Origin of the sequence: Nitrospira sp. ND1, assembly GCF_900170025.1 — a bacterium.
In the GTDB taxonomy this organism is placed as follows: Bacteria; Nitrospirota; Nitrospiria; order Nitrospirales; family Nitrospiraceae; genus Nitrospira_A.
Map to the genome: position 1 here is coordinate 3,384,004 of NZ_FWEX01000006.1, position 15,422 is coordinate 3,399,425.

General features: G+C 59.9%; 14 protein-coding genes (1 of these 14 running past the window's edge). 7 read left to right on the plus strand and 7 right to left on the minus strand.

Annotated features, from left to right (window positions below; all coding sequences use genetic code 11):
* Positions 1–96, plus strand: the 3' portion of a protein-coding gene (locus NSND_RS20430; protein WP_143833644.1) for a phosphatase PAP2 family protein. 522 nt of this gene lie to the left of the window's left edge; only the last 96 of its 618 coding nucleotides appear in the window; its start codon lies off the left edge, out of view; the stop codon is at positions 94–96.
* Between the two features lie 5 nt (positions 97–101).
* Here the strand turns inward: NSND_RS20430 and NSND_RS20435 are convergent, their stop codons facing one another.
* From NSND_RS20435 to tmk, 7 genes are all read right to left on the minus strand, one after another.
* Complete coding sequence (locus tag NSND_RS20435) at positions 102–1,067, minus strand: CobW family GTP-binding protein (RefSeq protein ID WP_080880749.1); 966 nt, start codon at positions 1,065–1,067, stop codon at positions 102–104.
* A 74-nt stretch (positions 1,068–1,141) separates the two neighbouring features.
* Positions 1,142–2,083 (minus strand): cation diffusion facilitator family transporter, encoded by a 942-nt coding sequence (locus NSND_RS20440; protein WP_080880750.1) that lies wholly within the window; start codon positions 2,081–2,083, stop codon positions 1,142–1,144.
* Positions 2,084–2,217: 134 nt separating this feature from the next.
* The gene (ftsH, locus tag NSND_RS20445; protein ID WP_080880751.1) at positions 2,218–4,002 is read right to left on the minus strand and encodes an ATP-dependent zinc metalloprotease FtsH; all 1,785 of its coding nucleotides are present in this window, start codon (positions 4,000–4,002) and stop codon (positions 2,218–2,220) included.
* A gap of 116 nt (positions 4,003–4,118) precedes the next feature.
* Positions 4,119–4,985 carry a hypothetical protein gene (locus NSND_RS20450; protein WP_080880752.1) on the minus strand — a complete coding sequence of 289 codons (867 nt, stop codon included), beginning with the start codon at positions 4,983–4,985 and terminating at the stop codon, positions 4,119–4,121.
* Positions 4,982–7,045 carry a methionine--tRNA ligase gene (gene metG / locus NSND_RS20455; RefSeq protein ID WP_080880753.1) on the minus strand — a complete coding sequence of 688 codons (2,064 nt, stop codon included), beginning with the start codon at positions 7,043–7,045 and terminating at the stop codon, positions 4,982–4,984. The genes NSND_RS20450 and metG overlap by 4 nt, the downstream gene beginning before the upstream one ends.
* 45 nt (positions 7,046–7,090) lie before the next feature.
* Entirely contained in the window at positions 7,091–8,122 is a 1,032-nt protein-coding gene (gene holB, locus NSND_RS20460; protein ID WP_080880754.1) for a DNA polymerase III subunit delta', read from the minus strand.
* Positions 8,109–8,837: a dTMP kinase gene (gene tmk, locus NSND_RS20465; RefSeq protein ID WP_080880755.1), complete on the minus strand. Its 729-nt coding sequence runs from the start codon at positions 8,835–8,837 to the stop codon at positions 8,109–8,111. Before tmk ends, holB begins: the two co-directional genes overlap by 14 nt.
* Before the next feature lie 131 nt (positions 8,838–8,968).
* Between tmk and NSND_RS20470 the strand changes: the two genes are divergently transcribed.
* The 6 genes from NSND_RS20470 (at position 8,969) to gatA (ending at position 15,419) form a co-directional block, all read left to right on the plus strand.
* Entirely contained in the window at positions 8,969–9,643 is a 675-nt protein-coding gene (locus tag NSND_RS20470) for a DUF502 domain-containing protein (RefSeq protein WP_080880756.1), read from the plus strand.
* A gap of 51 nt (positions 9,644–9,694) precedes the next feature.
* Entirely contained in the window at positions 9,695–11,314 is a 1,620-nt protein-coding gene (glmU, locus tag NSND_RS20475; RefSeq protein WP_080880757.1) for a bifunctional UDP-N-acetylglucosamine diphosphorylase/glucosamine-1-phosphate N-acetyltransferase GlmU, read from the plus strand.
* A gap of 9 nt (positions 11,315–11,323) precedes the next feature.
* Positions 11,324–13,156: a glutamine--fructose-6-phosphate transaminase (isomerizing) gene (gene glmS, locus NSND_RS20480; protein ID WP_080880758.1), complete on the plus strand. Its 1,833-nt coding sequence runs from the start codon at positions 11,324–11,326 to the stop codon at positions 13,154–13,156.
* 103 nt (positions 13,157–13,259) lie between these two features.
* Complete coding sequence (gene gatC / locus NSND_RS20485) at positions 13,260–13,553, plus strand: Asp-tRNA(Asn)/Glu-tRNA(Gln) amidotransferase subunit GatC (protein WP_013249441.1); 294 nt, start codon at positions 13,260–13,262, stop codon at positions 13,551–13,553.
* Positions 13,554–13,578: 25 nt separating this feature from the next.
* Positions 13,579–13,944 carry an aspartate 1-decarboxylase gene (panD, locus tag NSND_RS20490; protein ID WP_080880759.1) on the plus strand — a complete coding sequence of 122 codons (366 nt, stop codon included), beginning with the start codon at positions 13,579–13,581 and terminating at the stop codon, positions 13,942–13,944.
* Entirely contained in the window at positions 13,944–15,419 is a 1,476-nt protein-coding gene (gatA, locus tag NSND_RS20495) for an Asp-tRNA(Asn)/Glu-tRNA(Gln) amidotransferase subunit GatA (protein ID WP_080880760.1), read from the plus strand. Before panD ends, gatA begins: the two co-directional genes overlap by 1 nt.
* The last annotated feature ends 3 nt before the right edge of the window (positions 15,420–15,422 follow it).

Sequence of the window (15,422 nt, forward strand, 5' to 3'; positions counted from 1 at the left end):
GCCTGGTCGCTCACCCGTTGGTCTCGATTCAGGCCGCGTGCTGAGCGCATGGCTCCCGCCGCTGTGCGACAGTCCTCAGCCGGTTCGATCTCCTGACAATGTTATGAAGCGAGGCAGGCGAGGAGGGAGGCGCGGCAGCCTTCCTGGTCGTAGGCACGTCCGATCAAGACCACGACATGGTCCGGTTCATCGAGCAACATGACCGGCGCGACCGTGCTGGTGCGCGGCGGAAAAAACTGAAACTCCTGCAGTTCGGGTTCTCCCGCAAACCGAAAAAATCCCTTCGCTCGCTCCATTCCCTCCGGCAACGACTTCGTCCATTCCATGAACTTTTTGCGGTCGAGCGGCTTTGGTAGCCGCACCGTGGTCACCATCGGGTGATGAGGTGCGCGCGCGTCGTGCCTCTCGTCCGCTGTGGGCGGTTTCCCGAACGACACGTTGGTCGGCACTGTGCGTGTCGCCGGCGCGGCGAGCAACGCGGAAATGTCGAGCCGCGCGTGGTTGGTTTCCCAGATTCGTCCATACGGATTGTGATGGGTGATGGTCTCGCGAAATTGCTCCCAATGACCGGGGATGTAGAGATCCCGTTTATTCAGGATCAAGTCATCGGCGTAACGAATCGCGTTACGGGTCACGAGTTCCGCCATGCCGGTATCGGGCAGGGGCACGGGATGCAACATTGCGAAGATCCGTTCAAGCTTCGCGATGCGTGATACGTAGGCATCCGTCACGGCATCGACCACTTCCGCCGGGTCCGCCATGCCGGAGCATTCCAGCACGATCACCGTGGATTGGTAGTCCTGCACGAGCTGGGTGATGCTCCAGGCCAAATCGTCTTTGGTGTCGCAACAGATGCAGCCGCCGGCAAGATTGAGAACTTGCTCCGCGATCGTGCCCGCGCGCGGCCCGTCGATGCTGACTTCGCCCGCCTCGTTCATGAGCACGCCGACCTTATGGCCCTGGCTGTTCCAGAATTCGAGGAGGCGCATGAGCAGCGTCGTCTTGCCGGCGCCGAGCGATCCGCACAGGACGTAAAAGGGAACCGGGAGTGTCTGCGGCTGAGTCATGCGGCTATTGTAACTGTCGGGGCTGAGGGAGGTATAGCGGGCGCTTCAAAATTCCGACGATTCCGACCATCCGGTTAATGGTGGCTGTGCAGAAACTCGGGATGGGAATGCTGGTCGTGGAGTTTCGAGAGGTCGCAGTGGACGGCTTCGGGATGGCAGCATTCGGTTTCGAGCTGGATCGTCAGATGCTTGATGCCGAAGTCGGTTGTGATGCGCTCTCGGATGGTGTGGAGCAATTCGCTGGTGAGGGCTTCATCGTCTCCGTCGACTTGCACATGCGTGGTCATCATGATGAGGCGCGGCTCAACCGCCCAGATGTGCAGGTCATGGACATTCTTCACACCGGGAATGGATTCGATGGTGGCGGCGACCTGCGCGGGGCTGACGCCGGGCGGGGTGGACTCCAGGAGGACCTCAAGTGATTCTTTAAAGAGCGGCCAGGCGCCTCGAACGATCGCCAGCACGACGAAGAGGCTTACCAACGGGTCGAGGACGGACCAGCCGGTCAGCATGATGGCCCCTCCGCTCACCACGACCCCTAATGAGACCCAGGCATCGCTCAGCATGTGCCAGAAGGCGCTGCGGATATTGAGGTCGTCTTTCGCCCCGTGCTGGAGCAGGAGTGCGATCGACAGATTGGCGACAAAGCTGATGAGGGCGATGAGCATGACCCAGCCGCCGGGAATCGGGACAGGAGTCAGGATGCGCTGGGCGCTCATGATCGTGATGCCGACGGCAGTGAGCAGCAGGATAAAGGAGTTGAGGAATGCGGCCACGATGCCGGCCCGGTGATACCCGAAGGTCCGGCTGTCGGTGGCGGGGCGCGCCGTCAGGATGTGCGCGTATAACGCCAGGAACAGGGAGCCCTGATCGACGAGGTTGTGGCCCGCGTCTCCGATCAGACCGATGCTGTTCGTGAGGAAGCCGCCGACAAATTCCGCGACGATGATGACGGCGTTGAGGGCGAGCGCAATCCTCAATCGGGAGCGGAGTTCATGGTAGGTGTGAGGAACCATCGTAGTCAGTGTCTCATGAGAGACCGACGGGGGCAAGACGTTGTCACGGTCCTGTTGCGGGAGCGGGAGGGACGCGTTGCAGTGACGGTTGGATCGTGCTGTCGGACGTGGCGGTCGCGTTTCAGTTCAGACCGTCAGTGCGATGCGGCGAGTGTTTTGAGTTCTTCTCCGCTGATCGTTTCTTTTTCGAGCAGCACCTGTGCCGCCTTCCGCAGGATGGCCTCCTGGGATGTGATGAGATTGCGCGCATGTTCGTACTGTTCATCGATCAACACCCGGACCTCACAATCGATTTCACGGGAGGTTTGTTCGCTATAGTCTCCCGGTGTCTGCGAGGGACCGGTCTGCAGGAAGATGGATTGCCGATCCCGCTCCAGGCTCACCTGGCCGAGTTTCTCGCTCATACCGTAGGCTTTCACCATGCTCTTGGCGATATCGGTGGCCTTTCGTAAATCGTCCTGCGCGCCGGTCGAGACTTCGCCATAGATGACTTCTTCCGCCGCCCGACCACCCAAGAGGATCGCGATTCGGTTCTTGAGTTCCGACACGGTCATGAGGAACCGGTCTTCGGTCGGGAGCTGCATGGTGTATCCGAGCGCGGCAATACCTCGTGGAATGATTGAGATCTTGTGCACCGCATCGCCGCCCGGGATGGACATGGCCACCAACGCATGGCCGACCTCGTGATGGGCGACCCGGGCTCGTTCCATTTTATTGAGGACGCGGTTTTTCTTTTCGAGTCCGCCGATGACGCGCTCCACGGCTTCCTGCAACTCGGACAGACTGACGGTGTCTTTGCCTCTCCGGACTGCGAGCAACGCCGCTTCATTCAGCAGATTAGCCAGATCGGCGCCGACAAAGCCGGGCGTCATGGCGGCGATCGTTTCCAGATCCGCCTGATTGGCAATCGTGATGGTGCGGGCATGGACTTTCAGAATCGCGAGTCGCCCGATCTTATCCGGCCGGTCTACGAGCACTTGCCGATCGAATCGCCCGGCCCGCAGCAGCGCGGGGTCCAGAATTTCTGGGCGGTTGGTGGCGGCCACGAGAATGACCCCGACGCGTGAATCGAAGCCGTCCATTTCGACCAGCAACTGATTCAAGGTCTGTTCCCGTTCTTCATGGGCCATCGGGCCGACTCCGCGAGCCTTGCCTAGCGCGTCGAGCTCGTCGAGGAAAATGATGCAGGGCGCCTTGCCCTTGGCCTGCTCGAAGAGGTCCCGCACGCGGGCCGCGCCGACGCCGACGAACATCTCCACGAATTCCGAGCCGCTGATGGAGAAGAACGGCACGCCTGCTTCTCCTGCCACGGCCTTCGCCAGAAGGGTTTTTCCGGTACCCGGCGGGCCGACCAGCAGGATGCCTTTGGGGATCTTGCCGCCCAGCCGACGAAACTTTTCCGGTGTCTTGAGGAACTCGATGATCTCTTCCAGCTCCTGCTTGGCCTCGTCCACCCCGGCCACGTCGGCAAACGTCACCTTCACTTCCTTCTCCACGTAGATCTTGGCTTTGCTCTGACCGACTGTCATGAAGCCCTGGCTCTGTCCCATGCGGCGCAAGAGGAACCACCAGACGCCGAAGAAGAGGACGATCGGCACGATCCAGGACAACACGTCGCGGAACAACGTGCTCTCGATGACGCCGGTGACCTTCACCTGATGTTCCGCAAGATTCTTGAGCAGGTCCGGGTCTTCGATACGAATCGTGTGGAAGACCTTGTCCTCTTTCAGTTTCCCGTGAATGATCTGCGGAGAGACCGCGACTTCGGTGACCTTGCCCGCCGCCACGGATTCTTTGAACTCGCTGTAAGGTATTTCAGTCGGGTTGAAGAACGAGGGGAGAAACGTCTGAAGCAGGATCAGCACCCAGAGGGCGATGAACATGTACCAGATGGAAAATTGCCGTTGTTTAGGATCCATAAGCAGGACGTATGATTGAGTAGTTGGGAGACCTGGTGATTGAAAGGAGCTTCTGGTCCTTCATCCAATCACCGGGCCACGATATCACCATATCATGTAATAGATCATGCAACGGGTCAATTCTTCCTGGGCCGGAGCCGCTCAGACAGCACCGGGTATTGAGCCGCTCCCATGCCGAAGTTGCCGGTCGCGGTATCTGCCGCGATGACGCGCAGCGTGATGCCGTCGGGCGCGTCTTTGGACATCGGCACGAAGAATGGCGCTTCGAAGCGGCTCTTCTCGCCCGCATAAAACATTTGCAGGCGCTCGACGACGCGGTCGCCGATCAGGAGTTCCGCGTAGATGTGAATCTTTCGTGAATCCCAGTCGCTATGCGGGCGGACCAGCGCTCCCGAGAGCGTGCGCACCGACGCCCGCAGCATGACATCTTCTTTGGCGATGAGGGGCTCACCGGGTTTCGGATGTTCGACCTGCACCAGGTAGCCATAGAGGTGTAGCACGATGCCGTCGCTCGTCAGGTCGTGGCCGGGGATCAGGAGGACCGTCGTGCTCGCGCGCTGCAGGGCTTTGGGATAGGCCAGTGGTCCCTCGGCGGTGATTTCCACGAGCGTCGGGCGCGTGAGTTCGAGCGTGGTGGAGAAGGACGCCGCCGGACGGCCGCTGTAGACCGGTTCGTCCATGAGGTGCGGCGTGCGCATGATCTGAGTCTGGTCGCCCGGTTCTCCCTGTTGCAGGCCGGAGGCCAGGAGTTGCCCGCTCGCCATATCGGTAATCGTGACGCGCGCGCCGCCGACGTCGTGGCCCAGGACCAACGAGCGGTGCGCAACGACTCGCACGAGCACGGTGGTGGGGAGGGGATCGTTGTAGTGGGTTTTGCTTTCGAGCTCGGAGTCGGAGGGGTCAGGCGTGAACGCCGCGCCCGCACTGCTCAGCAGCACGAGAAGGCAGGTGCCGATCAGTCGGATGAAGAAGGGGCGACTCATTTCACTTTGGTGCCGGGCTCCACATCTTCGATGAAGGTGGCGAGTCCGCGCACTTCGCTGTCGCCCGCCGCGAGGACCATGCCCTGAGATTCGATGCCCATCAGTTTGGCCGGTTTCAAATTCGCTACGATGACGATGGTTTTTCCGATCAGTGTTTCCGGCTCGTACTTTTTGCCGATACCGGCGACGATCTGTCGCTGTTCGCTGCCAAGGCTGACCTGGAGCTTGAGCAGCTTTTCGGATTTCGGAACCCGCTCCGCCGACAAGACTTTCGCCGCCTTCAGTTGGATTTTCATGAAGTCGTCGATGCCGATCTGCGCCGGTTGCGCGGCAGCGGGGGCGGCGGTCGCAGGGGCCGGGCTTGGGGCTGCAGCGGGGCTCGGAGTCACAGGGGCTGGCTGCGGAGATGCAGGTGTCTCGCTCACGGGTTTGGCTCCTTGTGGTTTGGATAATTTCGCTTCATGACCAGTAAGAATATTTGTGGCAGCTTCTGCAACCGCGATTCTTGGGAACAATGCATTTCCTTTGCGGATTTTGGTGCCGCCTGGAAGCGAACCCCAAGTGATTTTCTGGCGCAGCAACGGTGAGTTGAAGTCGAGACTAATTCCTAACTGCTCGGCTAGATTTTTAGCTGTGCTAGGCATAACGGGGTAAACGTATAGGCCAAGGATTCGTAGGCATTCAGCGGCTGTATACAAGACGATTTCCAGCTCATCCCGCTTGTCGGGGTCTTTCGCGAGCTTCCACGGCTCGTGCTTATCGATGAAGGTATCGACCTCCGAAACTCGACTTGTGATGTGGAGGAGAAGATTATTGAAGGCAAGGCTCTCATAAGACTCGTCGAGGCAGTCTTCTAATGTGCGGAGCGATTCTTTTACGTGAACGAGCAGCGGATATTTTGCCCTTGCCGCCTCGCTGTCCAGGTAATCCGTCGGCACTGTAGGAATCGAACCTGAACAATTACGCTCGATCATCGTCAAAGTGCGGCTTAGCAAATTACCGATCCCATTGGCTAAATCGCTGTTTACTCGTCTTGCCAATGCTTGTTCCGAGAAATCTCCGTCCTGTCCGAACGGCACTTCGCGCAACAGGAAGTAGCGGAACGCATCCGCGCCGAACTGATCGATCATGGCGTTGGGATCAACAACGTTGCCCCGGCTCTTGGACATCTTCTCGCCATCGACGGTCCACCAGCCGTGCGCAAAAATCGAGTGAGGCAGCGGGCGCTCCAGCGCCATCAACATCGTGGACCAGTAGACCGCGTGGGTGGTGAGGATGTCCTTGCCCACGAGATGGGCATTGGCCGGCCAGAATCGCTCGAGTCCCGATTTGTATTCCAGGGCGGACACGTAATTGACCAGCGCATCGAACCAAACGTAGGTGACGTAGTCTTTGTCGAACGGAAGTTCGATGCCCCAGGAGAGGCGGGATTTCGGACGTGAGATCGAGAGATCGCCCAGCTTTTGAGTCTGCAGAAATCCCAGTACTTCGTTCCGCCGGGAGACGGGGCGAATGAAATCCTCGTGGGTTCGGATGTGGTCGATCAGCCGTTCCTGATACTGCCCCATCTTGAAAAAATAATTGTGCTCACTCAGTCGTTCGATGGAACGTTTACAATCCGGACAGAGGCCATCGGCGACATCCTTTTCCGTCCAGAACCGCTCATCGTACGTGCAATACCATCCCGTGTAGTCTGCCTTGTAAATCAGCTGTTTATCGTACAGCTGTTGAAGGTATCGTTGAACCACGGCTTGATGTTGTTTATCCGTGGTGCGGATGAAGGCGTCATTGGAAATGTTCAACCGTTGCCAGAGGTTTGTGAACTGCGGCGCGAGGCGGTCGCAGTGGGCTTGCGGGTCGATACCGGCTTTGGCCGCGGCCTGCTGGACCTTCTGCCCGTGTTCATCCAGACCGGTCAGGAAAAACACGTCGCGTCCACGTAATCGCCAGTAGCGGGCGAGCACGTCGGCGGCGACGGTCGTATATGCGTGGCCGATGTGAGGGACGTCGTTGACGTAGTAGATCGGCGTCGTGATGTAGAAGGTGTCGCGCTTGTTCATATATTTTCGAACGAAGATAGCAAGATGCCTGCGGTGAAAGCTAGCTTATCGCGGCGTGTCGGCGGTGTCCTGAGGCGTCAGCAGGTGACGGACCCGCAGCAAGATGGTTTCAAGCGCCATCTGCACGTTCAGGTTCCGATGGGCCTGCCGCTCCAGTTTTTCGAGATCGTTGATCAGGTCCAGCAGTTCGTCGATGTCGATGCGTTCGGCCAGCGCCTGCATGCCGGCCTTTTGATCCAGATTGAGCACATGATCGGAGCCGGCGCCGACGGCAACCAGGAGCACATCGCGCAGCCAACGTAGCAGCCAGTCGAAGGCTTCCGGTCCACGCTCTTCTTTCGACAGGGCTTCGGCGGCGGCGAGGACGGTGGCATACGACTGGAGGCCTTTGGATGAAAAAATGGCGGCGAATTCCTTCTGGCTGTTCCGCGCCTGTTCGAGATCGCATTCCAGGGCCCGCCCCAATTGTCCGTCGCTGAGCACCGCCAGGAAGTGCGCGTCGGCGGGAGGCAGTTCGCGCTTCAGAATGACGGCGGCTTCCACCTGGGTTTGCGCGGGTGCCGTCAGGCGCAGGGCCTGGCAGCGGGAGCGGATCGTAGCCGGCAGCGCATAGGGTCGGCTCGACACCAGAATGAACAGGCTGTGGTCGGGCGGCTCTTCCAACGTTTTCAGCAAGGCATTGGCGGCGCCGATCGTCATGCGATCCGCGTCGTCGATCAGGCAGATCTTCCGATCACCGATCAGCGGGCGATAGATCATCTGGTGCTCGATGTCGCGAATGAGCTCGATCTTGATTTGGGGATTCGCGAGTTCTTGATCCGGCTCGATCACCATGAAGTCCGGATGGGTGCGCGCGTCCACCTGGCGGCAGGCCCGGCAGGCGCCGCAGGCATCCGGAGTCGGATCGTCCGGGACGGTTTCGCAGAGGAGCGCTTGCGCCAGGCGGAGGGCGAGGAGGCGTTTGCCGATGCGATCGTCGCCATGGAAGAGGTAGGCATGCGCAAGCCGATTCTGCAGGATTGCAGACCGGAGCAAGGTTTTGGCGCTGTCATGGCCGATGATATCAGCGAATGGCATGGCGAGCCTGTGACTTCTGAGGTGACGGCCGGCTTGCTGCCGGCCTGTTGTGGTCTACGCCCCGGCGGATGTGACCGAGCATCGGCGTGACGACCCGGGCGACTGCGTGGGCCACCGTCTCTTTCGATGCCCTTGCGGACAGGACCTTGATTCGTGTGGGGTGACGTTTGGCCAGATCGAGAAATCCGGTCCGAACGCTCCGGTGAAACCGGAGAGACTCGCGATCCAGCCGGTTCAACTCGGCGGCGGAACGCCGTCGCGCCAGTCCCGTCGAAACGGGGAGGTCGAACACCAGTGTCAGGTCCGGCATGAGCGCATGGGCGGCGAGGCGATTGAGTCGTTCGAGCGTGGCGATGTCTAGTCCTCGCGCATAGCCCTGATAGGCAAGCGTGGAGTCGATGAACCGGTCGCAGAGCACGATGCTGCCACGCGCGAGTGCCGGTTCGATGACCTGAGCGACATGTTGCCGGCGCGCGGCGAGGACCAGAAACGCCTCGGTTTCGGGCGCCACCGGTTCGTCGGCGCGATCCAGGAGCAGCGAACGGATTTTTTCAGCGAGCGGAGTGCCGCCCGGCTCCCGGGTTTCAACCGTGTCGTATCCCTGGTTCCGGAGGTGTTCGCCCAGGAGTTTGGCCTGGGTCGATTTTCCGCACCCCTCCGTTCCCTCGAGGGTAATGAACAGGCCCCGGGGTGGTCGGTTGCGTGGCGTCATCATTCGGGTCTGAAAAACTACGGAGCAAGAGGGCGGGATCCTATTCCAAGTGATTGAAAATAGCAAGAAAAGGCTTGCGACGATTGGTGAAAGACCAGTATCATGCAGCTCTACCAAGGGCCCTTCAGCCACACATGTTGAAAGCTTCACTCAAACGTTATTTTCTCACCGGTTTGCTGATCATGATCCCCTTCTGGGGGACCATCCTGATTTTGAAAACCCTGTTCGTCAGTCTGGACGGCATTCTCGGCGATGCTACGGCTCAGTTGGTGACCCCCGGCTACTATGTGCCGGGCTTGGGGATCGTGGCGCTGATCCTGCTCATTTTTGTCACCGGGCTGTTTGCCGCGAATTTTATTGGCCGTCATGTGGTGCGACAGTGGGAGGGATTGCTCAATCGCGTGCCGGTCGTGCGCGGCATCTATTCCACTATCAAGTCGATGATGGACATTCTGTCGTTTGCGGAGCGGGAGAGTTATCGCCGCGTCGTGCTGATCCAGTTTCCCAAGAACGGCCACTATTGTTTTGCGTTCGTGACCGGGGTGACGAAGGGGGAAATGCAGCAGCTCTCGCCGGATCCGCTGGTGCACGTCTACGTACCGACCTCGCCCAATCCCACGTCCGGATATTTCTTGCTGGTGCCCGAGCGTGAAGTGATCGCCGTGGATATTACGGTGGAAGAGGCCATGAAGCTGATTGTCTCGGGGGGACTCTACACGCCGACTCCTCCATCGGGCGGCACGTCGCAGACCAGCGGGAAGACGTGGGCGCCTATTAAGCAACCAGACGCAGGTGTGCAGGTCGGTTGATCGCGCTTGCACTCGACGGACATCGCGTCGATTTCTTATGGTGACGACTCAATGACTCATTCATCGCAGGACAAGGCCGTGCCATCCTCCATTCCCGGGCTTGGTGTCATCATCATGGCGGCGGGACTCGGCAAGCGCATGAAGTCGGCGCTCGCCAAGGTGCTGCATCCGGTCGCGGGCCGGCCGATGGTGATGTACGTACTCGATATCGCCTGCGGCCTGGCGGAACAGGGTGTGGCGGTGGTGGTCGGCCACCAGGGGACGGAAGTCAGGAAGGTTGTTGAAGCGGTCGGCGGGCAGGTTGCCGTCGCCGAGCAAACCAAGCAATTGGGGACAGGCCACGCGGTGTTGCAGGCGCGTCCGGTGTTCAGCGGTGGCGCCCACCGCAGACCATCGCGCTACTTGATCCTCAATGGCGACACGCCGTTATTGACGGAAGCGACGGTGCGGGAATTGTTGGCGATGCACGATGCGCAGGGTGCTGCGGTGACGCTGTTGACCGCCGTGCTCGACGACGCCTCCGGCTACGGACGGGTCATTCGCCGGCGTCGCGATGAATGGCTGCAAGGCGCGGTGGACAACGCGGTGCAGAGCATTGTGGAAGACAAGGACGCCTCTGAGGCCGAACGGGCCGTGCGCGAGATCAACGTCGGGACGTACGTCGTCGACGGCGAGTTTCTCTTTCCGGCGCTCGACAAACTCGATCCCCGGAATGCGCAAGGCGAGTATTACCTCACCGATATTGTACAGATGGCGGTTCAGCAGGGACGCACGGTGTCGGCTCTGCGTCTCCGTGCGATCGACGAGGGACTCGGGATCAATAGCCGCGTGCAATTGGCGGAGGCTGAGCAGGTGATTCGCCAGCGGATTCGGGAGCGATGGCTGGAAGCCGGTGTCACGATGCGGGATCCTGCCTCGACCTGGATCGATGCTGAGGTGACCATCGGCCGTGACACGGTGTTGTATCCGAACGTGACGCTCGAAGGCCGGACCGTGATCGGCGAATCCGTTGTCGTGCATTCCGGGACCCGGATTACGGATTGCGCCATCGGCAACAGGGTGGAGATTCTGGATCACTGCATTCTGCGTGAGTCGCAGGTGGAGGAGGACTGTCATCTCGGACCGTTTGTGCATCTGCGACCGGGTGTCATCGCGCGACGCAAAGCGAAGGTCGGCAATTTCGTCGAGATGAAAAAGACGGAACTCGGTGAGGGCTCTAAGGCGAACCATTTGAGTTATCTTGGAGACGCCACGATCGGGTCGGGAGTGAATATCGGCGCCGGAACGATCACCTGCAATTACGACGGCTATAAGAAATTTCACACGGTGGTCGGGGACGGTGTGTTCATCGGCAGCGACGTGCAGCTCGTTGCGCCGGTGACGGTCGGGCAAGGTTCCATCATCGCGGCCGGCGCCACCGTGACGCAGGATGTGCCGAAGGATGCATTGGTGATTGCCCGGGTTCCCCAGGTGACCCGCGAGGGTTGGGCGGCCAGGCGGCGCGCGTTACAGAGCGGGCAGGTCCCGCCTCCGGCTCCCTCGGTGAAGCGCGCAATCCCTGTGAAGGCCGCAAAGGCTGTGAAGCGTGCGAAGACTGCAAAGGCAGCAACATCCGCAACGCGTGCCGTGAAGAAGAAGCAACCGGCAGTTCAACGTACAAAACGGAGGTAACGGCGACCTATGTGTGGCATCGTTGGCTACGTGGGAAATCAGGACGCAGTACCAATTTTGTTGAACGGGTTGTCGAAGCTGGAATATCGCGGGTACGACTCGGCCGGCGTGGCGATTCAGCGCGGGGAGAAGATCGAGATTCGCCGCAGCGTCGGCAAGCTGATCAATCTGCAAAAGTCGCTGGAGCAGAAGGCCATCGGCGGGATGTGCGGCATCGGGCACACGCGTTGGGCGACGCACGGCAAGCCCTCCGAGCAGAACGCCCACCCGCACCGCTCCGAGAGTTGTGTCCTGGTGCACAACGGAATCATCGAAAATTACGTCGAGCTGAAGCAGCGCCTGGTCAAGGACGGCTACAAGTTTCAGTCTGAAACCGACACGGAAGTCGTGGCGCACCTGATCGATACACACATGAAGAAAAGTAAGCTGCATCTGGCGGATGCGGTGCGCGCGACGGCGAAAGAGATTCGCGGAAGTTATGCCATCGCGGTGATTTCGGAGCGGGAGCCCGGCATGCTGGTCGCGGCCCGGTCCGGTTGTCCGCTGGTCATCGGTCGCACGGCTGATGCGTCGTTCGTCGGCTCGGACGTGATGGCGATGTTGTCCCATACCAGAGACGTGACGTTTCTCGAAGAAGGCGACGTGGTCGAAGTCACGGCCGGAGCGGTGACGTTTACGGATCTCGACGGCCGGGCCGTCACGCGCAAGAAGACGAAGGTAACCTGGGATGCCTCTGCCGCTGAAAAGAGCGGGTATCCCCACTTCATGCTGAAGGAAATTCACGAACAGCCGCAGACGATTCTGGATACCATCCGGGGCCGCTATTCCTATGAGAGCGGCGAGGCGGATCTTCCGGATATCGGACTGACGCCGAAACAGTTTGCCGAAGTCGGACGCATTTGGATCGTGGCTTGCGGAACCAGTTGGCATGCCGGCCTCGTCGGGAAGTATCTGCTCGAAGAGATGGTTCGCACGCCGGTGCAGGTGGATATCGGGAGCGAGTTCCGGTATCGCGACCCGCTCATTGAAAAGAACGACCTGTTCATCACGATCTCGCAGTCGGGTGAAACCGCCGATACGCTGGCCGCGGCGCGGGAAGCGAAGCAAAAAGGGGCGCGTGTCGTTTCGATCGTCAATGTGGTGGGCAGCACCCTGGCCCGCGAGTCCGACGGGGTGCTCTACACCCATTGCGGTCCTGAAATCGGCGTCGCCTCCACGAAGGCCTTCACCAGCCAGTTGGCGGCGCTCTACATGCTGGCCTTGCATCTGGGCCGGGTGCGGGGTGTCCTGACTGTGGCGGACGGGAAGGCCTGGCTCGATCGCCTGGTCACGTTGCCGGCATTGGTGAAACATGTGCTTGGCCGGGAAGCGGAGATTCTGGCGATCGCGAAACGCTATTACAAGAAATCGGATTTTTTGTATCTGGGGCGCGGGATCAACTATCCGATCGCGCTGGAGGGGGCGCTCAAGCTCAAGGAGATTTCGTATATCCATGCGGAGGGTTATGCCGCGGGAGAGATGAAGCACGGACCGATCGCGCTCATCGACAAGGACATGCCGGTGGTGGTGTTGGCCCCGCGGGACCGGCTCTATGAGAAGACCGTCAGTAACCTCATGGAGGTGAAAGCGCGCCGGGCCCCCGTGATTGCGTTTGTGGCGGAAGGCGAGCGCGAGTTGGGCAAGATCGCCGACGCGGTCTTCACCATTCCCGATGTGCATCCGTTGCTGTCGCCCATTCTCTTTACGATTCCGCTGCAGCTGCTGGCCTATCACATTGCGGTCTTGCGTGGAGAGGACGTGGATCAGCCGCGGAACCTTGCCAAGAGTGTGACGGTGGAATAATCGGATGGTGAACATGGCTTCCCACTGCGTTCTTGGTCGCCCGGCTTCCCGCGGCCTTGTCGGAAGACCATGTTGAACATCCATACAGAAATGAGAGCATGAGATGGAGATTACCAGACAGGAAGTCGAGAAGGTAGCCAAGTTGGCGCGGTTGGCGCTGACCGAGGCTGAGACCACGGCCTTTTCGCAGCAGCTGAATCAGATCGTGGGCTATGTGCAAAAGTTGAAATCGTTTTCCACGGAGGGCGTGGAGCCGACGTCGACCGTGCCGGGGCAGAGTAACGTCTTTCGTCCGGACCAGGTGCAGGCGTCGCTGTCCACCGAGCAAGCGTTGAGCAATGCTCCCGATGCGGAGGCGCAGTGTTTCCGGGTTCCGAAAATCATCCAAGAATCCTAAGCGATCGAAGGAGCATCAATCGACTATGTTTCGACAAATGTTGCGGGCAAAGATACATCGAGCGACGGTGACCGAGGCCTGCCTGGAGTATGAAGGCAGTCTCACGGTGGACGAAGATTTGTTGGACGCGGCGGGCATTCTTCCCTATGAAGCGATCGTCTGTTCCAATCTCAACAACGGCGAACGGTTCATGACCTACGCGATGAAGGGAAAGCGGGGGCGAGGCGAGATCGTGCTGAATGGGCCGACCGCCCGCAAGGCGGCAGTGGGGGATCAGATTATTATTTTCTGCTACGAGTACTATAGCGATGAAGAGATCAAGCGGCATAAGCCGAAGATCATCCAAGTCGATAGTAAGAATCGCATCACTCGTAAGGCAGTGAAACGCTGATGTCGCTCACGTTAATACACAAATTCACACTGTCGGAATTGCAGCGGAAGTTCACAGCCGGGGATGTCACGGCGACGGAGATCGTCCGGGCCTACTTCCTGCGGGTGACGCAGGTCGAGCCGAAGGTGAACGCCTATCTGACGCAGTGCAAGGAAGCGGCCCTTGCGCAGGCGGAACGTCTCGACCAGGCCTTGAAGGGGTGGCGGAAAACCGCGCCGATGATGGCCATGCCCCTGGCGGTGAAGGACAATATCTGCACGGAAGGCGTGCGGACGACCTGTGCCTCCCGGATGCTCGACACCTTCGTGCCGCCCTATGACGCGACCGTGGTCGCCAAGTTGCGGGCGCAACACTATCTCCTGCTCGGCAAGACCAATTTGGATGAATTTGCGATGGGGTCGTCCACCGAGAATTCGGCCTTCGGCGCCAGCCGCAATCCCTGGAATATCCAGACTGTTCCGGGAGGATCAAGTGGCGGATCGGCAGTGGCCGTGGCGGCTGATGAATGTGTGGCGGCACTGGGATCCGACACCGGCGGTTCCATTCGCCAGCCTGCGGCGTTCTGCGGCGTCGTCGGGTTGAAACCGACCTATGGCCGTGTGTCCCGCTATGGATTGGTGGCCTTTGCCTCCTCGCTGGATCAAATCGGTCCGATCACCAAGGATGTGACGGATGCGGCCATCTTATTGGGCGCCATTGCGGGCCACGATCCGCGCGATTCGACGTCCGCGAACGTGCCGGTTCCCGACTATCTCAAGGCGCTCAAACGGAAAGATCTCAAACGGCTGAAGGTGGGTGTGCCCGCCGAGTATTTTGCCGACGGGCTCGATCCGGAAGTGGACCAGGCGGTGCGTACGGCTATCGAAGGCCTGCGGGAACTCGGGGCGGACATCCGCGAGATCAAGTTGCCGACCACCGATGCGGCCGTCGCGACCTACTATGTCATCGCCACCGCCGAGGCCAGCTCAAATCTGGCCCGATACGACGGCGTGAAGTTCGGTTTGCGGGCGGCGGAGAGCAAAGATCTCCTGGACATGTACCTGAAGACCAGAGCGGAAGGATTCGGCCCGGAGGTCAAGCGCCGAATTATGCTGGGGACCTATGTGCTGAGCGCAGGCTACTATGACGCGTACTACGGGAAGGCGCAGGCGGTCAGGACGTTGATCCGGCAGGAATTTGAGGCGGCGTTCCAGACGGTCGATCTGATCGTCACCCCCGTGACTCCGACCACCGCGTTCAAGTTCGGAGAGAAGGCCCAGGATCCGTTGCAGATGTATTTGTCCGACATCTACACGATTTCGGCGAATCTGGCCGGGCTGCCCGCCATTGCGTTGCCTTGTGGATTCAGCAAGGCGGGATTGCCGATCGGCTTTCAGTTGATCGGTCGGCCGTTTGAAGAAGAGACCCTGTTGCGTGGGGCGCATGCCTACGAGCAGGGAACGAACTGGCGGGCAAAACGGCCGGCGATTCGGTAAGCC